The sequence below is a fragment of the Halopseudomonas laoshanensis genome (genome assembly GCF_008365385.1).
GTDB lineage: Bacteria > Pseudomonadota > Gammaproteobacteria > Pseudomonadales > Pseudomonadaceae > Halopseudomonas > Halopseudomonas laoshanensis.
In genome coordinates this window covers 72,068-94,874 of record NZ_QOVF01000007.1, presented here as the reverse complement: position 1 = coordinate 94,874, position 22,807 = coordinate 72,068, and the positions used below count along the sequence as shown (strand labels likewise).

At 59.5% G+C, this 22,807-nt stretch carries 22 protein-coding genes; 10 read left to right on the top strand and 12 right to left on the bottom strand.

The window, feature by feature from the left end; all coding sequences use genetic code 11:
- The first annotated feature begins 355 nt into the window (after nt 1–355).
- The 3 genes from DT594_RS16590 to DT594_RS16580 all read left to right on the top strand — a co-directional run bounded on the left by DT594_RS16590 (nt 356) and on the right by DT594_RS16580 (nt 3,562).
- A complete protein-coding gene (locus DT594_RS16590) occupies nt 356–2,104 on the top strand; it encodes a sulfatase family protein (protein WP_149333978.1) in 1,749 nt (582 codons plus the stop codon).
- A gap of 27 nt (nt 2,105–2,131) precedes the next feature.
- Entirely contained in the window at nt 2,132–2,392 is a 261-nt protein-coding gene (locus DT594_RS16585) for a DUF1145 domain-containing protein (protein WP_149333976.1), read from the top strand.
- Nucleotides 2,393–2,536: 144 nt separating this feature from the next.
- Entirely contained in the window at nt 2,537–3,562 is a 1,026-nt protein-coding gene (locus DT594_RS16580) for an alpha/beta fold hydrolase (protein ID WP_246164675.1), read from the top strand.
- A gap of 42 nt (nt 3,563–3,604) precedes the next feature.
- Here the strand turns inward: DT594_RS16580 and DT594_RS19030 are convergent, their stop codons facing one another.
- The 10 genes from DT594_RS19030 to DT594_RS16535 form a co-directional block, all read right to left on the bottom strand.
- Nucleotides 3,605–3,736, bottom strand: a complete 132-nt coding sequence (locus tag DT594_RS19030) for a putative transporter small subunit (protein WP_218574548.1) — start codon at nt 3,734–3,736, stop codon at nt 3,605–3,607.
- 58 nt (nt 3,737–3,794) lie between these two features.
- Nucleotides 3,795–5,447, bottom strand: coding sequence for a sodium:solute symporter family protein (locus tag DT594_RS16575; RefSeq protein WP_149333974.1), 1,653 nt, complete (start codon nt 5,445–5,447; stop codon nt 3,795–3,797).
- A gap of 319 nt (nt 5,448–5,766) precedes the next feature.
- On the bottom strand, nt 5,767–7,419 hold the full coding sequence (locus DT594_RS16570) for a complex I subunit 5 family protein (RefSeq protein ID WP_149333972.1): 1,653 nt from the start codon (nt 7,417–7,419) through the stop codon (nt 5,767–5,769).
- Nucleotides 7,416–8,933: a proton-conducting transporter transmembrane domain-containing protein gene (locus DT594_RS16565; RefSeq protein WP_246164673.1), complete on the bottom strand. Its 1,518-nt coding sequence runs from the start codon at nt 8,931–8,933 to the stop codon at nt 7,416–7,418. Before DT594_RS16565 ends, DT594_RS16570 begins: the two co-directional genes overlap by 4 nt.
- A complete protein-coding gene (locus DT594_RS16560; protein WP_149333971.1) occupies nt 8,930–10,354 on the bottom strand; it encodes a complex I subunit 5 family protein in 1,425 nt (474 codons plus the stop codon). The genes DT594_RS16565 and DT594_RS16560 overlap by 4 nt, the downstream gene beginning before the upstream one ends.
- Complete coding sequence (locus DT594_RS16555) at nt 10,351–10,635, bottom strand: NADH-quinone oxidoreductase subunit K (protein WP_149333969.1); 285 nt, start codon at nt 10,633–10,635, stop codon at nt 10,351–10,353. Before DT594_RS16555 ends, DT594_RS16560 begins: the two co-directional genes overlap by 4 nt.
- On the bottom strand, nt 10,632–11,543 hold the full coding sequence (locus tag DT594_RS16550; RefSeq protein ID WP_149333967.1) for a hydrogenase subunit MbhD domain-containing protein: 912 nt from the start codon (nt 11,541–11,543) through the stop codon (nt 10,632–10,634). The genes DT594_RS16555 and DT594_RS16550 overlap by 4 nt, the downstream gene beginning before the upstream one ends.
- Nucleotides 11,530–11,874 (bottom strand): cation:proton antiporter, encoded by a 345-nt coding sequence (locus DT594_RS16545; RefSeq protein WP_149333965.1) that lies wholly within the window; start codon nt 11,872–11,874, stop codon nt 11,530–11,532. The genes DT594_RS16550 and DT594_RS16545 overlap by 14 nt, the downstream gene beginning before the upstream one ends.
- Nucleotides 11,867–12,115, bottom strand: a complete 249-nt coding sequence (locus tag DT594_RS16540) for an MrpF/PhaF family protein (protein ID WP_149333964.1) — start codon at nt 12,113–12,115, stop codon at nt 11,867–11,869. The genes DT594_RS16545 and DT594_RS16540 overlap by 8 nt, the downstream gene beginning before the upstream one ends.
- Nucleotides 12,112–12,630: a Na+/H+ antiporter subunit E gene (locus DT594_RS16535; RefSeq protein WP_149334093.1), complete on the bottom strand. Its 519-nt coding sequence runs from the start codon at nt 12,628–12,630 to the stop codon at nt 12,112–12,114. Before DT594_RS16535 ends, DT594_RS16540 begins: the two co-directional genes overlap by 4 nt.
- Nucleotides 12,631–12,927: 297 nt before the next feature.
- Between DT594_RS16535 and DT594_RS16530 the strand changes: the two genes are divergently transcribed.
- From DT594_RS16530 to DT594_RS16520, 3 genes are all read left to right on the top strand, one after another.
- Entirely contained in the window at nt 12,928–13,476 is a 549-nt protein-coding gene (locus DT594_RS16530; RefSeq protein ID WP_149333962.1) for a sigma-70 family RNA polymerase sigma factor, read from the top strand.
- Nucleotides 13,473–14,198: an anti-sigma factor gene (locus DT594_RS16525; protein WP_149333960.1), complete on the top strand. Its 726-nt coding sequence runs from the start codon at nt 13,473–13,475 to the stop codon at nt 14,196–14,198. The genes DT594_RS16530 and DT594_RS16525 overlap by 4 nt, the downstream gene beginning before the upstream one ends.
- A gap of 123 nt (nt 14,199–14,321) precedes the next feature.
- A complete protein-coding gene (locus DT594_RS16520) occupies nt 14,322–15,101 on the top strand; it encodes a DUF4394 domain-containing protein (RefSeq protein WP_149333958.1) in 780 nt (259 codons plus the stop codon).
- 47 nt (nt 15,102–15,148) lie between these two features.
- On the opposite strand, the gene DT594_RS16515 is transcribed toward DT594_RS16520, so the two are convergent.
- Entirely contained in the window at nt 15,149–16,006 is an 858-nt protein-coding gene (locus DT594_RS16515) for an acyl-CoA thioesterase (RefSeq protein WP_149333956.1), read from the bottom strand.
- 198 nt (nt 16,007–16,204) lie between these two features.
- Here DT594_RS16515 and DT594_RS16510 point away from each other — a divergent pair, with 198 nt between their 5' ends.
- A complete protein-coding gene (locus DT594_RS16510) occupies nt 16,205–16,891 on the top strand; it encodes a nitroreductase (protein ID WP_149333954.1) in 687 nt (228 codons plus the stop codon).
- Nucleotides 16,892–16,893: 2 nt separating this feature from the next.
- Here the strand turns inward: DT594_RS16510 and DT594_RS16505 are convergent, their stop codons facing one another.
- Nucleotides 16,894–18,531 carry a methyl-accepting chemotaxis protein gene (locus tag DT594_RS16505; RefSeq protein WP_149333952.1) on the bottom strand — a complete coding sequence of 546 codons (1,638 nt, stop codon included), beginning with the start codon at nt 18,529–18,531 and terminating at the stop codon, nt 16,894–16,896.
- 433 nt (nt 18,532–18,964) lie between these two features.
- Between DT594_RS16505 and DT594_RS16500 the strand changes: the two genes are divergently transcribed.
- From DT594_RS16500 to DT594_RS16490, 3 genes are all read left to right on the top strand, one after another.
- Nucleotides 18,965–20,140: an ABC1 kinase family protein gene (locus DT594_RS16500; RefSeq protein ID WP_246164672.1), complete on the top strand. Its 1,176-nt coding sequence runs from the start codon at nt 18,965–18,967 to the stop codon at nt 20,138–20,140.
- A 211-nt stretch (nt 20,141–20,351) separates the two neighbouring features.
- A complete protein-coding gene (locus DT594_RS16495; protein ID WP_149333948.1) occupies nt 20,352–21,530 on the top strand; it encodes an acyl-CoA dehydrogenase family protein in 1,179 nt (392 codons plus the stop codon).
- 19 nt (nt 21,531–21,549) lie between these two features.
- Nucleotides 21,550–22,692, top strand: a complete 1,143-nt coding sequence (locus tag DT594_RS16490) for an acyl-CoA dehydrogenase family protein (RefSeq protein WP_149333946.1) — start codon at nt 21,550–21,552, stop codon at nt 22,690–22,692.
- The last annotated feature ends 115 nt before the right edge of the window (nt 22,693–22,807 follow it).

The following is a 22,807-nucleotide window of genomic DNA, read 5'->3' as shown; positions in this document are numbered from 1 at the left end:
TGATGCCAACATAATATCAATTGGCCGTGCGGTTTAAATTTGAATGGATACAAATAGTTGCTGAATATTTCTGGCAGGTGGTAAAGATCGCTTATAAATATTTCTTCTGTGATCCGCATCACATATGAGGAAATAATCCTGCCCTAAGTCTGTTGGACGTCTGCCAGTGGGATTGTTTCAACATTCTTTATTGCCACCATGCTGGACCCCTCCCGAACGCCGGTTTTTCAATGCGCTAGGCGCATCGACTCTCGACTTAAAATGCATTGGTATTATTCCAATACCTTTGTAAATCTGGCCTCTGTCCTTCGAACAATCACAAAAGTTAATGCACCCCTGGTGCAAGGAGCCAAGGATGAAGCGTCGTGAACTGTTGAAGTTGGCTGGTGCAGTATCTGCTGCCGGCCTGGCTCAATCGCTCGGTGCGCAGCCGGCTGGGAAAAGTACTCAGACATCTACCACACAGGGTGCGGTAGCGACTTCCGCCCGCGCCGGGAAAAAGCTCAATATCCTGTTGATCGTCACCGACCAGGAACGGGCCATGGCCGACTTGCCAAGCGTGCTGCAATTGCCCGGCCATGAAGCGCTGATGCAGTGCGGCGTGAGTATGGGTAACTTCCACGTCAACACCACGCCTTGCTCGCCATCGCGCTCGGTGATTTTTACCGGCCAGCACACGCAGAAAACCGGCATCGTCGCCAATTTGGGATTGCCGCCATTCAATGAGTTGTCTTCATCGATGCCGACGCTGGGGCATATGCTCAGAGAGCTTGGCTATCACACGGCCTACAAGGGCAAGTGGCATCTGTCGCATATCACCGAAGCCTCTGACCTGACCTATGGCGAGGTGAAGACCACCACCGATGCGCTGCTGCCTTTCGGGTTTGCGGATTACAACCTCAATGGTGATCCGCATGGCTCGCATATGAGCGGGTTTATCTTCGATAAGGTTACCGCCAGCGACACTGTCAGTTGGCTGCATGAGCACCGCGATGACCAGAAACCCTGGTTTATGGCGGTCAATTTCGTCAATCCGCACGACATCATGTTCTACAGCTCGGGCCCGGCCCAGCAACGCAGCCGCTTGCGCGAAAATTACCTGGGGCCGATTTCCCCCGGCCCGGCGACAGGCGTCTATGCCAAGCATTGGGATGTGCCGCTGCCGACCAGTTTCTATCGTGAAGATCTGCGTACCAAGCCCTGGGCGCACCAGACCGATGTGCATATCTGTAATCAGGTCTACGGCCATATTGATCCGCAAGACGAACAGCTTTGGCAGGGCTTGCAGAGTTACTACTTCAACTGCATTCGCGATGTCGATCAGTCGATCGCCCAGGTGTTGGGGGCGCTCAAAGCCAGCGGGAGGGATCAGGACACCATCGTCATCCTTACGGCTGACCACGGTGAAATGGCCGGCGCGCACAAGCTGCGGCAAAAGGGCCCGCACATGTACAAGGAAAATACTCGGGTCAATTTCATTGTCAGCCACCCGGATATTGAATATGCCCGTGATACCCCTGCGCTGGGTTCGACGGTGGATGTAGTGCCGACATTGCTGGAGCTGGCGGGCTTGCCCTCTGCGCAGCAAGCTGAGCGCTACCCCGATCTGGTTGGTGTGAGTCTGGCCAGCAGTCTGGGTGGCACCAGTCAGCGTTCGGCCAGGGATGAACGCGGCCATCTGTTTAACTATGGCGTGAGCATGTATCTGGATCCGGAGTTCACCGAGTCGGTGATGCTCAATGCCGACAAGGTCACGCCCTGGACGCTTATCCGCGAATCACTGCGCCAGGGGCGGCTGGGCCCGTCGCGGGACAATCGCGCGTTGTTTCGCGGCATTCATGATGGGCGTTACAAATTCGCCCGTTATTTCGCCCCGAGCAATCACCATACCCCCGCGGACATCGAGACCCTGATCGCGCACAACGATCTTGAGCTCTATGACCTGCAAAGCGACCCGGATGAGCTGGTTAACCTGGCCAACGACCCGCAGGCCCATCGCCAACTGATCGAGGGCCTGAATGCTCGACTGAATGAGTTGGTAGCGTTGGAGGTGGGTGTCGATGATGGTCGTGAACACCCTGGACCGGCATTTCTGTATAGCTAAATTGATCAATAGGGAAGGGAAAACCAAATGACATTTTTCACCTTAGGCAAGGTTCTGCTGGCACTGGTTTGGGTCTCGGCGCTGGTGGTCGCGCTATTCCCGTCCATGGCTACGGGAGACGGCATGCTGGTCAAGGTAGCGATCGTCACCTTGGTCATTCATGTGATTGAGCTGGTCTTTGTCGATGCGCGGTTACGGCAGCAGCCCAATCCACTATGGCACCGCTTGCAGGTATTGCTGTTCGGCTATTTTCACTGGGGCAGGTTGAGCAAGACGGAACCGACCTGACAACGGAGGTACTACCGAGGGAAGCAGTGCGCAGATGTTTCAGAATGCGCCAGAATGGAATCCTGCGCGGTAAATGCTGTCATCCTGTTCAGGGCCATGTGGTCCACTGAATACAGGAGAAAGGCAATGGCAGGTCCCTTGATGATCAATAGGCTGCTGGCAGCATGTATCGCCGGTGTCGCGACCGTCGGCTTCGTCGGTAGTGCCGCGGCTCAGAATACTGACAGCAAGCCTACGTATGACGCGGAGCTGTCTGGCTTTGAATATGCGTACCCGGTCGAGCGTTTCACCTTCAGCTCGCAGGGCCAGGACCTGCAAATGGCCTATCTGGATGTTCCGCCCGACGCGGACAACGCCAATGGCAGAACGGTGATGCTGATGCATGGCAAGAACTTCTGCGCCGGCACCTGGGAAGGCACCATCGCCGAACTGCATGAGGCTGGCTACCGGGTAATCGCGCCCGATCAGGTGGGTTTCTGCAAGTCGTCCAAACCCCAGCAATACCAGTTCAGTTTCCACCAATTGGCTGCCAACACGCATGCGTTGCTGGGGAAGCTTGATGTGGAGCAGGTCACGGTTATGGGGCACTCCATGGGCGGTATGCTGGCGACGCGTTACGCGCTGATGTACCCCGAGCAAACCGAACAGCTGGTGATGGTCAACCCGATTGGGCTGGAAGACTGGAAAGCTCTCGGCGTGCCCTACCAGAATATCGACGATGGCTATCAGTCCGAACTGGGCAAGACCGCCGAAGGCATTCGCGCCTATCAGAAGTCGACCTATTACGTGAATACCTGGGAGCCGGAATACGATCGTTGGGTCGAGATGCTGGCGGGTATGTATGCGGGTGAGGGTAAGGAACAGGTCGCCTGGAACCAGGCTTTGACCTCGGACATGGTGTTTACCCAGCCGGTTGTGCATGAGTTCGACCAATTGCAGATGCCGACCTTGCTGTTGATTGGCGAGAAGGACAACACCGCCATTGGCAAGACACAGGCACCCAAGGATATTCAGAAGACCCTGGGTCGCTATGACGTGCTGGGTGAGAAAGCCGCCGAGGCTATCCCCCAGGCTACGCTGGTGGAGTTCCCGGATCTGGGCCACTCGCCGCAGATCCAGGAGCCCGAGCGCTTCCACAAAGCCTTGCTCAAAGGTCTGGCAGATAAGTAACCAGCCTGTTGCAGCCGATGCCCGGCGGGTGAGCGCGAGCGGTTAGACCAGTTCGCGCTTCTCGCGCCGTGCGACGCGGATATCCTTCAAGGTCGCCAGGCCAATAACCGCGAATACGGCGAGTGATACCAGCGGCCAGATCAATACGTAAAGCGCCAGAATAAATGTTTGCATGAGTGTTTCCTTTGTCTGGCAGGTGCGCTGAACAGCTCACCTGCGCACGGAGTAATTTCTAGTCAGTCTGGGGCAGCTTGACCGGGTCGTAGTTGATGACGTTCTGATCAATCTGGGTGAAGTCGAACTTGCTCGAACTCAGCAGGCTGATGCCGACGCAGACCAGTGTGCTGACGCCGTAGGCCATCAGCGATGCGAGCAGGACGGTGTAGTCGCGCAGGAAGCCGACGCAGAAGAATGCTAGCGCGATGGCGCTCAGGGCGGCGACGATCAGGCCGATGCGACGTCCGCAAAAGCCGAATGCCATCAACCCCAGCACCACGCCACCACCAACGGCAGCCAGTAACTCAAACAGTACCGCCACCACGCTGACCATGGGCAGTAGCTCGAAGCGGGCGATACAGAACATAAGCAGACCGGCGACGACCGCCCAGGTGAAGGCCGCGTTGGTCACCCGGTCCCAGAAACAGCTGGCGATGACCGGGAACACAATGGCGCCCCAGAGTGCGCCAACGAAGACCAGCATGATCAGGATGTCCATCGAGAAGCTGGCGAGAATCACCCCGATCAGCGTCGCGACTATCATCGTCAACCTGCCGATAAACAGCATCTTGGTTGGGTCGGGCTTATTCTTGGCGATATTCTTGCCATACACATCGGCCATAACGATGGCTGACATCGCAGACAGGTCAGAGTCGGCAGTCGAGGACAGCGAACCAATCACCAGCACAAAGAACAACCCGATAAATACCGGCGGCAGATACAACGATACCATCTGGGGAATGAGGTTGTTCATGTCGCCATCAATCGGCTCCATACCGGTCATCAAGGCCATCAGACCAATCATACCCAGGCCGATCACGATCGCACCGTAGCCGATGGTCGCGGTGATAAAGGTCGGCTTGATGTGGTCTTCACGCACGGCGAACAGCCGCTGCGAGATAGTCTGGTTGCCGATCGCATAGGCCAGTACCGCAACGAAGAACGGCGCGCCCTGGTTGAGGATGGCATCCATCGAGAACAGGTTGGCTTGCTCTGATGTCAGCAGGCTCATGCCGTCCGACAGGGTGCTCGGCCCGCCGAGGGCGAACAGCACCGCAGGGATGATCAGAATCGCCACGGCCATCATTGCCATCAACTGGGCGAAGTCAGTGAGTACCGAGGCGCGAAAACCTGACCACAGGGTGTAGGAGAGTACGCCGACACCGGCGATGACTACTCCGGCCTGGAAGGATAGCGGCGAGAGTACTGACACCAGTGCGCCCGAGGCGGTAAAGTTGACCATCAGACTGATGATACTACCGAGGATATTCGACGACGCGAGAATCAGTTGGCTGGACGAGCCATGCCGTGCATGGATCAGCTCACCCAAGGTGTGCGCATTGGGTGCCAGCTCGCGGAAGCGCCGACCAAACGGATAGATGAACAGAATCATCAAGGCGCCCCAAAGGCCATAGTGCAAAGGCCCGGAGATGCCGTAGGTGTAACCCGAGGTGGCGGCGCCGTAGAACGATGCAGCCCAGATCCAGGTCGCGGTCATGCTGGCGGCGCCAAGGCCAAAGCCAATCTGATGATTGGAGACCATAAAGGCGTCGGTATTTTCCTTTTTCTTTTTGATCAGCAAGGTCAGCAGGTAAGTGCCGCCGTAAAAGGCGACAAGCAAGGCAAGTACGGTCAGTGTCGAGAACTGATAGAAGTTTTGTTCGTTCATTGAGTACCCATAGGCAATACAGCCCGATCATCCTTCGCAGGGGCCAGAATTCCGATTCGGAGCGGCCACCGCAGGACGTAAGCAAAAACAGAACATCTTTCTAGGAATGTCTGTAGCGAGATAAAGGCCGTCGTTAGCGGCCTGGTAGTGCAAGAGTTCGGCGTCAAGCGCCGAGGTACAGCGGCCAGATCAACGCAAGCAGTCAAGCGCAAAAAGCGCTGAAAGGGTCGATCCGGTGGCAGCTACCCTAACGTCTTGGATCTGCCCCGTCCAGGCATCATTCCCCGCAGAGGCGCCGTTTAACACTGAAGAAGTGCACTCAGATAAGCCATCCGAGCAGCAGTAGCGCAGCTATCAGCCAGGCGCTGGCGGCCACCGCGTCAGGGTGAAAAAAGCGATTCCAGCGGCGCTCCAGATTGCGCCAGCGTTGTGCTCGGTTCGCTGGAGTCGCGGCTGGTTTGGGCGGGCGACTCATCCAGCGTTTAAAGCGGATTGATGCCGCTCTGGCGGGATTTGGCAGATGCTCCAGGGCTGCGGGTATACGCCAGTTGAACCGTATGGCCATCAGGCTCAACGCCAGGCCCAGCGCCAACGGCCAGGTGGCGGCCCAGAGCGCATAGCCAGGCAGGCTATGCAGTAGCGCTTCGCGCATTTCAGGCCACAGCCAGGGCAGGGCGACGGGCGTGACGCAGAGCAAGGCCCAGGGCAAAATCTGACTGACCTGCGCGACCGGTAGCTCATCATTCTGTTGCGCCTGGCGCATCAGCCAGAGTGCGCGCGCCACCACCAGCAGCGTGGCCAAGGAGCCAACGCTGAGGACGGTAAGCCAGATTTCCGGCAGGCTGCTCTTGACGCTGTCCTTGAGCAATACCTTGATCGCGGCGCCGCTAGTGAATGGTAAGCCGGCCAACGCCAGCGCGGGTATGGCCATTAATACCCAGTGCCAGCCTTTGAGCCGCGCATGCGCACTCAGCCCGGCGCCCATAAACAGCGCGCCCTTGGCCAGGCCATGGTGCACGCCATACAGCGCCAACATCAAAGCAGCGGCTGGCCGGGCTTCAGGCTGGTGCCAGCCAAGGGCGAGGATGATCAGCAGATAGCCGATCTGGCTGACCGACGAGTAAGCCAGGGCAGCCTTGGCTTTATGTTGCAGCAGTCCGAGTAGCACACCGTAAAAGGCACTGATGGCACCAATGGCCAGCAACCACACAGCCCAGTGTTGCAGCAGCGCATCCTGCGCCGGTAAAAAGCGCCAGATACCGAGTATTCCGGCTTTAATCATGGCGCCGGAGAGTACCGCACTGGCAGCGGCGGGAGCGGCTGGATGGGCCAGTGGCAGCCACACATGCAGCGGCCAGAAGCCCGCCTTCAGACCAAAGCCGCCAAGCAGTAGAGCTGCGGTCGTGGCGCTGATGGGGATGCTCTGCCAGTCGACAAAATCGAGCAGGCCGCCGGCTTCATGCATGCGCAGCAGCATTCCGGCATAGATCAGCATTTCGCCGAGCACCGCGAGCTGCAGGTAAATGCGCCCGGCCTGACGGGGCGCTGGGCCGCGCAGATGCACCACCAGCCCGTAGGCGCTGAGGCTCATCAGAGTGAACCCGATATAGAAGCTGGCTGCATCCTGAGCGATCACCAGCAACAGATTGCCGGTCAACGAGAGCAGCCAGAACAGCCAGAAGCGCTGCAGATGTCGGCCGTCGCTCAGGTCGGCGACCGCAAAGCGGCTGGCGCAGGCCCACAACACCGCACTGAAGCCCAGCCACGCACGCGCCAGCAGGTCATCGGCGCCCCAACTGGCGCCGGGCCAGAGCAGCGACAATTCCAGCGCTGGCGCCGGCCATATGCTCAGCAATAGTGCGGGCATGCAGGCTAACCAATACCAGGGCGCGACACGTTCTGGACGCAGCCACAGCAACACCCCAGCCAATAAGGGAACAAGCGGAACAACTATCCACCACAGGGGCGTCATAGACCGAACTCCCGGTTGATGATCAGTTGACTCCAGGACAGCGGGCTCAGCGTAGTACCGGCGAAGATGCCCACCAACAATGCCAGCGCAGCAATGAATACCACCGGCGCGAGCAGCATCCAGTGGGTCTCGCCCCAGCCGGGCTTGCCGGTACCCAGATTGGATTCAGCCGGCCATGTTGTCGGCGCTTTGGCAAACCAGCCGCGGTACAGCAGCGGCAGGAAGTAGGCTGCGTTGAGCAAGCCGGACAGCACGAACACCAACACCACCCAGTCATGGCCTGCATCCAGTGCGCCATAGCCCAGGTACCATTTGCTGATAAAGCCCGCGGTGGGTGGTACACCGATCATCCCCAGTGCGCCCAGTGTGAATGCGGTCATGGTCAGCGGCATGCGTCGGCCGACACCGTCCATCTCGCGAATATGATGGATACCCAGGGTTTCGGCGAAATTGCCGGCGCAATAAAACAAGGTGACCTTCATCAGCCCCTGATGCACCAGGTGGACCAGCGCGCCGACCCCTGCAATAGGGCCGAGCATGGCCACGCCCAAGGTGATGTAAGACACCTGACTGATCGTCGAGTAGGCCAGGCGCTTCTTGATTTCGCGCTGCTGCAAAGCCTTGAACGAACCGTACAGAATCGTCGCTGCGGCCAGCGCCATCAACGGCACACTCAGCCCGAGCGCCTGCATGGGTTCCACGCCATAGACATCGTAAACCACGCGCACAATGCCAAAGGCGCCGGCCTTGACCACGGCCACCGCATGCAGCAGCGCGCTGACCGGTGCCGGTGCGACCATCGCCTGGGGCAGCCAGCCATGCAGTGGCAACAATGCAGCTTTCACGCCCAGGCCGGCGATCAACAAGCCGAAGGCGAGCATCAGGCTGGCGTTGTGGTTCTGCAGCAGCGGCTGCAGGTAGCCGCCCGGGACGAAATCCTGGCTCCCGGTCAAACTGTGCAGCAGCGCCACACCCATCAGCAAAAACGCGCCACCGCCCAGCGTGTAACTCAGGTAGATGCGCCCTGCGCGCAGCGCCTCAGCTGTGCCCCGATGCACTACCAGCGGGAAGGTCGCCAGCGTCAACAGCTCGTAAAACAGCAGGAAGGTCACCAGGTTGCCGGCCAGTGCCACGCCGACGGTAGCGCTGACACATAGGCTGAAATAGCCGAAGAAACGAGAGCGCAGGGGCGAATCTTCGAGGTAGCCGATAGCGTAGACGGTTGTCGCCAGCCAGAGGATTGAAGACAGTGTAATGAACTGCAATGCCAGCGCATCGCCCTGCAATACCAGCCCACCGCCGGGCAGAAAGGGGACGCTGAAACGGAATTCCAGACCCTGGCTGACGCCCAGCAACATCAAGCCTACCAGGCTGAGTTTGAGCAGCGCGCCGGTCAGGTTCAGGGCGATACGCAGGCGGACCTGATCCTCGCGCAGGCTGAAAATGATCAGCCCGGGTATCAACGAGCTGAGGATGATCAGCAGCGGTAATAGCGTGGTCCACGACAGGTTCACAGGCCGACCTCCGTAAACCAGGTGATCAGCGGTTCACTTAACAGCGCCATGGCCCAGACCACCACGGCTGGCAGCATCGCCAGCCACTGGGCGAAAGCATCCGGATTATAATCCGGCGGCGTGGGATCGGCGCGATCAAAAGCAATCGCCACCACGCGAAAGACATAGGCGGCGCTGGCCAGCGTGCCGAGCAGCACGCCAAAGGCCCAGGGCCAGTTGGCCGGTTCGCTAAACAGTGGTTGCAGCAGCACCCACTTGGCGACAAAACCGCCGCTGGGCGGCAGGCCGACTAGACTACCGCCCGCCACGGCAAAGGCAAACATCGCCAGCGGCATGGTCTGGCTGGCGCCCTTGAGCGAGCTGACGCGCTTGCTGCCCAGGGTGGCCTGCATCTCGCCCGCGGCCAGAAACATGCTGACCTTGGCTAGCCCGTGAGCCAGCACGAACAGCCACAGGGCAATCGATAGTTCGCTTTGTTGCCAATGCAGCAACAGCCCCAGCGCAAGTAACGCATAGCCCAGCTGGGCCACCGTCGAGTAAGCGACCAGCACTTTCAGCCAGGGTGTACGCAGCGCCGACCAGCCACCGGCCACCAGCGCGATAATGCCCGCCAGCGCAAACAGCAGCCCTGCCTGTTGGGCAAACTCGACCGGCGCGATGCGGCTCCATAATAGCCACAGAATAAACAGCGGCCCCTTGACTACCAATGCCGAGAGCAGCGCGCTGACGGCAGTCGGTGCCGCGGCGTGCGCGGCCGGTAGCCACAGGTGCAGGGGCCAGAACGCGGCCTTGAGCATCAGGCCCAGGGTGATCAGCGTCAGCGCCGTTTGTGTGGTGGCGGTGTTGCTGGTTACCTCGGCCAGTAAAGTCAGATCCAACACCCCATATTCGCCATACAGCAAGGCCACGCCGAGTAGGTAACACAGCGAGGCAGCCAGCGAGAGCAGCAGATAGCGCAACGCGGGGACGTGGGCCTTGCGCCCCGAGAGAATCACCATGGCCACGGCGACCAGCCCGAGCAACTCAAGGGTGACGTACCAGTTGAACAGGTCGCGCGACAGCCATAGCGCCGCAAGGCTGGCGTGCAGCAGACAGGAGAGCGGCCAGAAGTCGGTATCACGAGTCTGGCTATGGCGGCTGCGTTCGGCATATACCGCCACCAGCAGGTGGACCAGGGCGGTGAACACCAGCAGTACGGCGGTCAGTGGGCCAAGTTCGAAGCGAATGCCCAACGGCGTATCCCACCCGCCCAGCGCCAGTTGCTGGGTCCCCTGTTCAATTACCGAGTACAAGGCAAAGCCCGCTGCAGCCAGGCTGAACGTATTGGCCAGAATCACCAGCGCGCCGGCACGCGAGCGCAAAAGCAACAACAGCAGACTGGTCGTCAGCGGAATCAGCAGGCTAAGCAATGCGAAATTCATTGCGGCTCCTGATCGGAGCTATCCGCACTGGCGGTAGCCAGCCGCAACGCGAAGGCGGTGGCGCTGGCCGCGACGACCAGACCGGTGACTACCAACGCCTGCAGTACCGGGTCAATCGGTTGTACGCGATTGGCCAGCGCGACCATCAGCATAAACACGCCGCTGCCCATTATGTTGACTGCGATAATGCGCCGCAGTGCATGCCGCTGGTTGAGCAGTCCATGCAAGCCTAGCAGCCATAGAGCGAGTCCGGTCAGGAGATACAAAAGGGCATGCGTCATGCGGCTAGCTCCTCGGTATCACCGATCACCAGCAATGTCAGTGCCGCAGCAATGGATAGCGTTGCGGCTATCTCAATCGACAGAATCAGCCCGCCGCTCCACGCTCGCGGATAAACCAGCCAGCCATCGCCCAGCCAGGCACTGGTCGCGGCAACCAGGCTGAACAACGCCACACCTACAAGCACCAGCGCGCGCAAAGGCCATTGATGCCAGCCGATGTTGGGCAGCAAGCCGCTCAGGTGAAGCGTCACCACGCCGGCGGCCAGGACCACCCCGGCCTGAAAAGCCCCGCCGGGTGCATGGCTGCCGCTCCAGAGTAGATAGCCCCCGACCATGACCACTAACGGCGCGATCACCCGGCTCCAGGCAACCAGTAACGGCCAGGCTTGCGGCCGTGGGCCGGTGGACGGTTGCAACTGACGTACCCCAAGCAGCGCCAGCAGGAGTACCACCAGCTCCAGCAAGGTATCCCAGGCGCGGAAGTTCAGCAGCACCGCAGTTACCGGGTGGCTGACACCGCTGTTGTCCAGCTCCTGCGCGACCTGTTGTGGCAGGAGGGGCGGGGCATCCAGCAAGGGGATGGCCGCCCGGGTCAGCAGTAACAACACCAGTACAGCCAGCATCAGGCTGGCGATATGTTGAAGCGGCCGTGACCGGGAAGGTGGCTCTGGAGGGCAGCGGCCCAAGGCGCTGAGCAGCATGACGCCGATCAGCCCGGCACCAATTCCGGCTTCGGCCAGCGCCAGGTCCGTCGCGCCCAGCCGCGCCCAGGTCAACGCCAGCATCAACCCGAAGACGATGAACATCACTATGCTGGTGTAAAGCTTCGGAGCATGAATGGCCGCTACTGCGAGCCCCAGTAACAGCAGAATCAACGTCAGATCGAACAGCAGGTCAGCGTTGATCATGCTGCTCCTCAGGCTTCTGGCTGGCGCTGGTATCGGCACCGCCATCGCTATCGAGTTCACGCTGGTGACGCGCCAATAACTGGCAGGCGGTCGCGCTCGAAACCATCACCAGTAGCCAGATCAGCAGCATCAACAATGCCGGCTGCCAGCCGTCGCTGCGCAGGGCCAGACCGAAGGCCAGTAGCCCCAGACCCAGAGTGTCCGCCTTGGTCACCGCATGCAGGCGGCTGTAAACGTCGGGAAAGCGCAACACGCCGAGCGTGCCGGAAATGAAAAAGAACATTCCCGCCAGCAACAAGGGCCAACTGAGCCAGATCAGCCACTCAGTCATGACGTCTCCTCAGCAGCTGGACCAGCGCGGCGCAGACCACTGCAGCGAGCAGTGCCAAAACCAAGGCCGCATTCAGTAAGGCTGGCAGGTTTTGCGCCTGAGCCAGGAGCATTAGAATCGCCGCGCCACTGGTGCCGAACAGTTGCACTGCCATTAACCGGTCAGCCTGCGTGGGGCCGCGCCAGGCTCGCCACAGGCCCGCACCGACGCTGAGCAGAAGGATGCTTGCCAGCCAGGTCATGGATCAGACTTCTTAAGCAACCGGTCGAGCTTGCGTTCCAGCCGCGCTGTGGTTTCGTGCCAGTTCTGCCGATGGTCCAGGGCATGCAGGTGTAACCTCTGGCCGTCGAAGTGCGATGCCAATGTGCCGGGTAACAATCCGACCATTGCCGAAAGCAACAACTGTACCCGCGGCTCGGTGCTGGACATCTGGTAGTGCACCCATTGCGGCTTGATCGGGAGGCGTGGATGCCATGCACGGCGGGCGACGTCCCAGCCGCCGACAAAAAGTTCAGCGAGGAAAAAGCCGAGAAAGGCGGGAAGATGTTTTAGATGCACAGGCTCTGCATGCAGGCTTACCTGCCAACTAACGCAGGCTGCAAGTACAGCCAAAGGCGCCCCGAATGCCCAACCCTGGTTGCCGCTGAGCAGTGCCCACAATACTAGCCAGGCTCCCAGACTTAACAAAAAGCCAAGCAATTGCCTGATACGCGATCTACCCGGGCGGACGGCTGGTGCGGGCGTTGGCGAGGGCATTGAAGAGAGCGACGCGCTGTTGGGTTCTGGGGGCACTGGTACTCCTGAAGCTGATAGCGCTGCCAAGTTAACTGTCAATGTTAAGAGAAGCGCCGCCCGGGCTCAAACCGGGTAGGTTGCCAAATCAGACAGTGCAACCTCAGCAAAAGTCCCTTAAGGTCCAAAGCGATAGGCTATAAGCAATATTCGGTAGCGGCGGCAAAGTGTTATTTTCAGGTAATGGACATCCAGAGGTCATGGTCGCGGGTATAGCCATGAAGGGACGGGGAAGCGAAGCGCTCGGCACAGGAACACAGCATGGCGGATAACGGATTTGATTACGACAGCGTGCTGGAAGCCTGTGCACGCAGGGACAAGGCAGCCTTTGAGCGGCTTTACCAACAGGAGGCCGGGCAGATGCTAGGCTTGGCGATCACCCTCCTGGGTCGCCGCGATCATGCCGAGGACTGCCTGCATGACGCCTTCGTCAAAATCTGGAGTAACGCGGACCGCTTTGATCGGACGCTGGGTCAGGGACGTGCCTGGATCTACAGCATTCTGCGCTACCGAGCGCTGAATCAATTGCGCAGCCGCGGTCGGCTGGTGAGTGCTGACGATGGTTTTATCGAGCAGATGGCGGACGACAGTCCGCAAGCCGAAGAGCATACCGCGCAGCAATGGCAGGGCAAGCAGCTGCGTCGCTGCCTGCAGCAACTGGAACGGCCGCGCCGGCACCCAATCCTGCTGGCGTTTTACCGCGGCTTGACCCATGACCAGATCGCCGAGCGCCTGACCATCCCGTTGGGCACCATCAAGGGCCGTATTCGCGCTGGATTACGCGCATTGCAGGAGTGTTTGCAAGCATGATTCCAACATCACCCGCAGATCGCCGTGCGTTGATCGGCGAATATGTTCTGGGGCTGCTCGGCGAACCGGAAGCGACTGAAGTCCGTGAGCTGATCGAGGCCGACAAGGATGCCGCGCGCATGGCGCTGGAGTGGGAGCGGCATTTGCTTGAGCTGGCCGACGAATTGCCGGCGCAAACACCCGCGCCCAATACCTGGGAGCGCATACAGCAGAGCCTGGGTTGGCTGCCGGCCGAGAGTAGCCGTTCGGCTGATTCGCCCGCGGCACGCTGGTGGAACAGCCTCGGCCTCTGGCGTCTGACGACCGGCGCACTGGCGCTGCTGGTGTTGCTCAGTTGGCTGCCGGGCGTGCTACGCGACCAGGCTCCCGCTGGCGCAACCTATACCGCCGTGCTGCAGCAGCCGGGTGAGGCTGCCAGCCCGGGCTGGGTGGTGAATATCGATGCCGAGGGTACGCTGAGTCTGGTGTCTCTGGTTGAGGATCAGATTCCGGAGGATCGCTCGGTGCAGTTCTGGACACTGATCGACCCTGCGGAGGGTCCGCGCTCTCTGGGTCTGATCGAGCCGGGTGAACAGGTCACGCTGAATGCCGAGCAGATTGGTGCGGTACAGGCCGGGCAGTTGTTCGAGCTGACCCTGGAGCCGGCAGGCGGTTCTCCGCTCGACAGGCCGACTGGCGAGGTGTTGTACATCGGCCGGGCAGTGCTGACAGCGAGCAACTAAAAAATATTTTCATTCCGGGACATCCAAAGGTGATCCTCGTGGGTATTGATAGACAGGTGACTTGCAAACAGCACCTGTCTGGATGGGCCAAGCCCATCGCTAACTGCTTACGAGGAATCACTGATGAATACTTTCAATAAACTGATCCTGGCTACTTCTTTGACTCTTGCTGCCGGTACCGTCAGCGCGGCCAGCCTTCTGGCGCTGGGTGAAGATGGCAAGCTGTATAAAATCGACAGTGACGCACTGACCGTAACCGCCAGCATGGACGTCGAAGGCGCTGATGATCTGCGCGGCATCGATGTGCGTCCGGCCAATGGCAACCTGTATGCCCTGGGCGGTGGTGATCAGCTATACACCGTTGATCTGACCTCCGGTGCAGCTACCGCTGGCGCAAAACTGAATATGGAACTGCCCGGCAGCGGCCAGGCGGTAGTGGACTTCAACCCGGTGGCCGACCGCCTGCGTCTGCTGGCTGACGATGGCACCAACTTCCGCGTCAATGTCGACACAGGTGAAGTGATCACCGATGGCGAAGTTGCCTATGCCAAAGACGGTGATTACGCCGGTGACACAGCCGAGATCGTTGCTGGCGCTTACACCAACTCTTACGCCGGAACCGAGAAGACCTCGCTGTACAACGTTGATCTGGCGACTGGCAACCTGATGCTGCAGGATCCGCCGAATGATGGCGTGCAGAAGACTGTAGGTGAGTTGGCCAAGGGCCTGGACGGCGCAGCGATGGATATCGCCAGCGACGGCAAGGGCGGTAACGTCGCCTATGTACTGACTGGCACCACTTTGCACACAGTGAACCTGGAAACCGGCGCGCCGACCACCTTGGGCGAAGTGGCTGATCTGCCGGACGATATCATTGATATCGCCGTACTCCCGGCCATGTAATTCAGTAGCTGAACAACCCCTGCATGCAGAAGCATGCAGGGGTTTTTTTACAGCTTCAGTTTGGTTAGTTGTTCGCGGATGGCGTCAGTCAGTGGCGCTGGGCGACCGCTGGCTTGATCGATCACCACCATCACGCTGTTGGCTACCGCCTGCAGGCCGTGCTCGCTGATCGCGCAACCGGTGAACACAAACGAGGTATTGCCCATGCGGGTGATACCCGAGCCCAGCTCCACCGGTTTCCAGCCGGGGCGATAGTGCAGAAAACTGATGTCGGCTGCGGCAATCAGAATGCCCAGTCCCCCCAGATCTATTCCACGTATTGCGCCGAAACGCGCCTGCTCCATGTAGCGGGCCAGTGCCGCCTCGCTGCGCTGACTGTCGGCATCCAGGTCGGCATAACGGGCACTGAGCTGCTGGCGTATGGGCCACTCTGTTACGGTCTTGGCCACCTCGATATAGTCATCCGGCGCCAGCTTTTCGGCCGTGCCAGTCGCAGCCGCCTGTAGCTGCTCGCGAACATGCTCCGGCAGATCGACCCGCTGGCCTTTGACGAAGGCGCCCATGACGCACTCCTGCGAGCCGACATGCTGACCGTTCTGCGACAACTCGCTGCGCACCCGGTAGGTATCCCGTTCACAGCTGAGCACCTGCACTCGCGCATGCACATCGCTGCCGTACCAGGTCACCTCACGGTACTGGGTAATGCTGCGCAGCGGGCGGATTCTGACATCGTCGGAAAACCAGGCCTCAGCGCCGAAGCGGTCGATATGCGCGAGGATGCGTGCCTCCTGATGCAACTGGTAAATCCGTGAATTGTTGACGTGCCGCCAGGTATCCAGATCGGTATAGCGTGGGGTGATGGCGCATTCAAAGGCCGCATGGGCCGTGGCTTTGGAGTCGGGCATGGGTGCAGGGCATCTCATTCAGGTTCGCAATCGGTGAATCACCGTTCACGCATCATCGGCATTTCGCCCGCGCCGCGCAACGAGAAGGGCGGCTCGATAGATATGCCAAATGCAGCTTCATTTCAGATAGTTGCGCTCGTCGCGGCATATCGGCATGCTCGAAATTTGACCGCCTAAGGCAGTATTGAGGAGTCCAGCATGAGCAACAAAGCCAGCACCGTTACCGAAGCCATGTTATCGCGGCGTTCGGTGCGCGCCTTCACCCAGCAGCCGGTTAGTGGCGACGTTATTCGCCGGCTGCTGAGCACTGCAGCCCGCGCGCCGTCGGGCGGTAACTTGCAGCCATGGCAGATCTTTGTGGTGGGCGGTGATGAGCTCACACGCCTCAAGGCGATCATGCGCAAGCGTGTACAAGAGGCGCCTCGGGGTGAAGAGCCGGAGTATGCCGTGTACCCAGAGGAGCTGGTGTCGCCTTACCGTGATTATCGTTTTCAGCTTGGGGAAGATCTTTACGCAGAGCTTGGTATTCCGCGCGAAGACAAGGACGGGCGCATGGCCTGGTTTGCGCAGAACTACCAGTTCTTCGACGCACCGCTGGCACTGTTTTGTTACGTTGACCGCCGCATGGGGCCGCCGCAGTGGTCGGATCTGGGCATGTTTCTGCAAAGCCTGATGCTGTTGCTGCGTGAAGAGGGCCTGGATTCCTGCGCGCAGGAGTGCTGGTCGCTGTATCACCGCACTCTCGCTGACTATCTTGAGCCGCCCGAAGAGCTGATGCTGTTCACAGGCATGTCGATTGGTTATGCCGATACCGGCGCCCCAGCTAATCAGTTGCGCAGTCGCCGCGCGCCTCTGGAAGAGTTTGCGCGGTTTCGCGGGATCTGAGCCTAGAGCGAGAAGAAGCTGACACGCTCCTTGAGCTGATCCGCCAGCTTCGCCAGCACCTTGCTGGAAGACGCTACCTGGTTGGAGCCGGCGGAGGTTTCCACTGTGGCGTCATGGATGCGGTTGATATTCTGATTCACTTCCTCGGCTACCGCGCTTTGCTCTTCTGATGCGCTGGCAATTTGCGCGTTCATATCGTTGATCGCGCCCACTTCATGACTGATCTGCTGCAGTGCGCCTTCGGCCAGCAGAATCTGCTCGACGGTTTTTTGCGCCAGCTCGCGGCTGGTTTCCATTACGTCGGCAGCGTTGCCTGCGCCCTGTTGCAGGGTGCCGATCATGTCGCGAATCTCGCGGGTTGAATCCTGCGTACGGGTGGCCAATGAACGCACCTCATCGGCGACCACGGCAAAGCCGCGGCCGTGTTCGCCAGCCCGCGCTGCTTCAATCGCAGCATTCAGTGCCAGCAGGTTTGTCTGTTCGGCGATGGCGTTGATTACCGCGGTGATTTTCTCGATGCTGGCGCTGTCACGGGAGACCTGTTGCACGGTGTCTGCAGCCGTTTCCAGGGTGCTGGCCAGATTCTGGATGGCACCGGCGGTGGCGGTGACGATGCGGCTGCCGGTTTCCACTTCGCTGTCGGCGTTGCGGGTGGCCGAGGCGGCGCTAGCTGCATAACCGGCCACTTCATTCACGGTTGCCGCCATCTGGTTGACCGCCGCTGCCATCTGTTCAGCTTCACGGGATTGCAGGTGAATCTGCTGGTTGTTGTTTTCCGAGGTGGCCAAGAGTTGCGCGGAGGACACGCTGAGCTCCACGGCTGCGTTGCGTACCTGGGCAATGGTGTCGGATAGGTGTTTGATCATGGCCGCCGTCGCGCCCATAACGCTGTTCGGGTAGCGGGTCTCGATGCGTTGATTCAGCTCACCATTGGCTAGGCGGCGAATCACTTCGGCCACCTCATGAGGTTCTGCGCCCAGTGTGGAGCGAATCTGCCGAATGATCAGTACCGACACCAACACACCCAGCAGCACGGCGATGCCGGTGACGGCCAGAATCAGTAGCTGGAAGCCGCCGGCAACGGCACGAACGGTACCGATTTCCTCGCCGATCACCTGTTCTTGAAAATCAATAAAGGCATTAACCCGCGCCAACCAGTCGGTGTAAGCGGGCGACACCTCTGCAATCAGTAGAGTTCGCGCTGCGTCGGATTGATTGTTCTGCCGTAGTTCGATCAGTTGGTTGGTAAGCGCCAGCGCCTCTCGCTCGATATCTTTGATTGCGGCAAGCAAGCGCCGCTCATCGGCGCTCGGGTCGCTCGACGCAAACAGTGCATCCATGGCTGCAGCTGAATCCTGATAGAAAGCCTTCAATTGGTCGATCTGCTGCAACTGGCGGGAGGCTGCCTGATTGTTGGGCGCCAGAACCAGATCGCGAATGGCGATCGCGCGGTCGTGGACGCTGCCGCGGAAGTTGATCGCGTAGCGCTGTTTAACGGTGGCGTTGTCGCTGACGGAGGTGAGGGTATCGTCGATCACGCCGACGCGGTTAATGCCAATCAGCGTGATCAGGATCATCAGTGACAGAATCAATCCGAAGCCCATTCCCAGTCGCTGGCCAATCGTGAGTTGCTTAAACATGGTAAATCCGATCCTGTTCATTGTTTGTCGAGCTAGCCGGATTACGAAGTAAATAAGCTGGCGCCAAAAATCTATGCATACCTTATACAAAAAATATTAGGTGTACAATTAAAATAGTGGCGCTTTGCTATTTGTCTTGTATTTTCTTGGTTACTGGCTCCGGCTGAATCTGCCATCAGTAAATTCATGTATGGCAAGATGATCGCCTCGTTCGACGATGGCAGCCGGTTATGTTTGCTTACGAAGCCGTGCTTGCTGACGCGCTTAGTGCCACGCAGTATCAAAGATCCCTATCAGAATCTTTTCCATGGCCAAATCGTCCTCTCCTACCCCCTCGGCGTCTTCATTGCGCCGCTTTCTCACGCTCGGCACCGCCGCCGCGCGGATCGGTGGCAGCTTGCTTGGGCAACGTTTGTTTCGAGGGAGCTCGGGTATGGATTGGCAACCCGTAGGCCATTTGCTGGCGCAGGTATTGGGTGATATGAAGGGGCCTGTACTGAAACTTGGGCAAATGGCGTCGCAGTGGCAGGGTGTATTACCTGAACCTGTTGCCCAGGCTCTGGGCAGTTTGCAGAATCGAGTGCCGGCGCTTCCTTTCGTGCATCTGCAGAGCCACCTGCGCGAGGTCTACGGTGCTGATCTCGGTCAATTCTTTCAGCATATTGAAGAGAAACCTTTTGCTGCTGCTTCATTGGGGCAGGTGCATCGCGCAGTGGCTTTGGACGGCAAAGCGCTGGTACTCAAGATCCAGTACCCCGGTATCAAGGCGATTTGCGCGGCTGATCTACGACAAGTGCGCCGACTGCTGCCCTTGGGGCGGCTATTTGGTGTTTCAGCTGAGCAGTTGGAAAACATCTATCAGGAGCTGTCGGACACCATCGACCGGGAGTTGGATTATGCCGCGGAGCTGCAAAGCCTGCAGCGTCAACGTAGTCACTTCGCTGCCTGGGAAGATCTGCGCTTACCGGAGCCAAGGGAGGATCTGTGTCGCGACGGTGTGCTGGCGCTGACCGAGGAGCCGGGCGATTGCTTCGCGGAGGTGGGGGAGGCTGCTCCGGCGATGCGCGAACGCTTAGCGATGACTCTGGTACGTTGGTTAATCAGTCAGGCTTTTGAGCTCGGCGAGGTACATGCTGATCCGCACCCAGGCAATTTTGCTTTTACCCCAGAGGGGCAGTTAATTGTCTATGATTTCGGCTGTACCCAATATATGGCTCCCTCGCTATTGAGCGCGTACGTGCAAACCTTCCTGGCGTTGCAGTCAGGCAGCGCTGAGGCACTTGAGCGAGGCTTTCAGGCATTGGGTACACGCCAACCCCGGTCAGCCATACCCTGGGAGCTGTATCGTCAGTTGCAATCGATAATCGGCCCTTTGCTACAGCCGGGCAAATACTGGGACTTTGCTCGGGAATCGCTGCACGAGCAGGCGGGACCCCTGATCGCTTCTGCCTTTACCGCGCAGGACAGCCTGCAGCCAGCTCCGGCCACGCTCCTGGTTAACCGTACACTGGAAGGGCATTACTGGAACCTCAGTCGATTAGCTATCAGCCTGCCCTTGGCAGACCTGCTGGAAACTGGAATAGCGTCGCGAGAGTCACCCAGCTCCTGAATGAGCAAGTGACACGCCTCGGCAGCGTCTGGATGGAGCGCTGGAGAGATATGCCCCCGCGCGGAGTTACCGGCAACAACGCGGTGCCGGTTAAGGCTATTTCCCTGACTGATGGGTCACCATTCCGCCGGTCAAGTAAAACGCCGGGCGTCAGCCACTAGGGTATTCTGCGTTTTTGTCCCATTAGCCGATCAATTAAGGAGACTTTCCCGTGACCGATCTGCACGCGTTCCGCGAGGAAACCCGGGCCTGGCTGGAAGAGAATTGCCCGCAGAGCATGCGCACGCCTTTTACTGCTGAGGATGAGCAGTGCTGGGGTGGCCGCAACTTCAAGTTCAAGAGCGAAGACCAGCGCTTGTGGCTGGAGCGCATGGCCGAGAAAGGCTGGACGGCGCCGGACTGGCCGCAGGAATACGGTGGCGGTGGGCTGAGCAACGCCGAGTGCAAGGTGTTGCGCGAAGAGTTGGCGCGGATCAAGGCGCGCCCGGCGCTGTCGAGCTTCGGGGTATGGATGATCGGCCCGGCTATTCTCAAGTTCGGTTCCGAAGAGCTCAAGCGTCAGCATTTGCCGCCCATCGTGCGCGGTGAGATCCGTTGGTGCCAAGGCTACAGTGAGCCGGGTGCCGGCTCCGATCTGGCCGGGCTGCAAACCAAGGCGGTGGATGAGGGCGACCATTTTATCGTCAACGGCCAAAAGATCTGGACCTCCTACGCCGACAAGGCTGATTGGATGTTCTGCCTGGTGCGGACCAATCCCGAAGCCAAGAAGCAGTTGGGCATTACCCTGGTGCTGTTTGATATGGCCACGCCGGGTGTGTCTACCCGCCCAATCAAGCTGATCTCCGGTAACTCGCCGTTCTGTGAATCCTTCCTGGATAACGTGCGGGTCGAGAAGAACCAGGTGGTGGGTGAAATCAATGCCGGTTGGACTATCGCCAAATACCTGCTGACCCACGAGCGCGAGATGATTGGCGGTATGGGCAAGACCGCCGCTGGCCAGAAAACATTGCCGCAGGTGGCGGTTGAAGCGATAGGCCTGGACAACGGCAAGCTGGCCGATGGCTACCTGCGCAGTGAAGTGACCCGCTGGGAGCTGGATGCGCGGGCGTTTGAGCTGACCTCAGAGCGGGTGCTGGATGAAGCCAAGGCCGGGCAGGGCGTGGGCGCGGCATCGGCGATGCTCAAGTATTACGGCACTGAAGTGAACAAGCGTCGGCAGGAATTGCTGGTTGCGCTGCGTGGCAGCGATGCGCTTGTCTGGGAAGGCGAAGCCTGGAAAGAGGGTGCGCTGCCGCGTGCGTGGCTGCGCTCCAAGGGCAACTCCATCGAGGGTGGTACCTCGGAAATCCAGCTCAACGTGATCGCCCGCAACATTCTTGGGCTCCAGTGACCGAATCGAGGTAAAGACGATGGCAGCTTTGGTACTTAATGAAGAACAGCAAATGCTCAAGGACGCCGCCAAGGGCTTCTTGAGCGAGAGTGCACCGATCAGTCAGTTGCGCCAACTGCGCGACAGCCGCGATGAGACCGGATTCTCCCGCGAACTTTGGCAGAGCATGGTCGAGATGGGTTTTGTCGGCACCCTGATGCTGGAAGAATTTGGCGGCTCGGCCTTCGGCAACGTCGGCATGGGCCAGGTATTTGAACAGGCCGGGCGTAACCTCAGTGTCGCCCCGCTGCTCTCTACGGCGGTAATCGGTGTGTGTGCACTGCAGTTGGCCGGCTCCACTGAGCAAAAGCAGACGCTACTGCCCGCAATCGCCGAAGGCAAGTTGCTGACCGCCCTGGCCGCGGACGAAGCGCCGCGGCATAACCCTGCACAAGTCGCTACCAAGGCGACTCAGCAGGGCGAGGGTTTCGTGCTCAACGGGCAAAAATCCTTCGTCATCGATGGGCACGCCGCGGACAAGCTGATCGTTTCGGCGCGCACCGCCGGTGCCGAGAACGACCGCTCGGGTATCAGCCTGTTTCTGGTGGATCGTCAGGCGGCTGGGGTGAAGGTTGAACGCACCATTATGGTCGATAGCTGCAACGCCGCGATTGTGCGATTCGATAATGTGCAGGTCGATGCAGGTGCGCTGCTCGGCGAGCAGGGTCAGGGTTTTGAGATTCTCGACAAGGTGTTGGATGTAGCGAACGCACAGCTGGCTGCAGAGCTGTTGGGCATCGCATCGCAGGCTTTCGAAGTGACGGTGAAATACCTGCAGGAGCGCAAGCAGTTTGGCGTGGTATTGGGCTCATTCCAGGGGCTGCAACATCGCTGCGCACATCTGTTCAGCGAGCTGGAATTGGTCAAGTCGGTGGTGCTCAAGGCCCTGGCGGCGTTGGATGAGGGCGCCCAAGAGGCATCGCAACTGGTCAGCCTGGCCAAGGCCAAGAGCTGTGAAGTGGCGGAGTTGGCGACTAACGAGGCGGTGCAGATGCACGGCGGCATGGGCATGACCGACGAGTTCGATGTCGGCCTGTTCATGAAGCGGGCGCGGGCGGCGCAGTTGCTGTTCGGTGACTACCGTTATCATGCCGATCGCTTCGCCAGCTTGCGCGGCTACTGATCCGTTAAAGCAAGCAAGCGCTACAGAAAGCCGGGCCTGTGCCCGGCTTTTTTATGCTCCGGCGCAACCTGGGACTAGGCACTAGCGAGTTCTGTGTTTAACCTTGCGGGTTACC